This is a genomic window from Undibacterium sp. TJN19 (genome assembly GCF_049339485.1).
GTDB lineage: Bacteria > Pseudomonadota > Gammaproteobacteria > Burkholderiales > Burkholderiaceae_D > Undibacterium.
On sequence record NZ_JBMPPL010000092.1, the window covers coordinates 1 to 256 of the forward strand.

The 256-nt window shown below is 58.2% G+C and carries 1 protein-coding gene; it reads right to left on the minus strand.

All coding sequences use genetic code 11. The features are described 5' to 3' along the window. Nucleotides 1-256, minus strand: a 256-nt coding sequence (locus ACO0LH_RS28675; RefSeq protein ID WP_422944558.1) for a hypothetical protein, incomplete at both ends; no start/stop codon positions are given.

The window sequence follows — 256 nt, forward strand, 5'->3', positions numbered from 1 at the left end:
TTGGATGTACCCACCAGGCGGATGGTTTCGAAACCAGAGACGTTGGTCCATTCAGAAGCACCCAGGGCGATGGTGTCGCCCAGGCTGGCGCCTGTCAGGTCACCGTCGATGACCAGTGTGTCGCCTGACCCTGCGCCACCAGCAACGGTGTCGGAGATGGTCAGACCAGCACGTGTGTCTTGGATGTTATCGAAGATCACGGTGTCGTTACCGGCACCCATGGTGATTTTTTGGCCGCCATTGACTGCGGATGTGT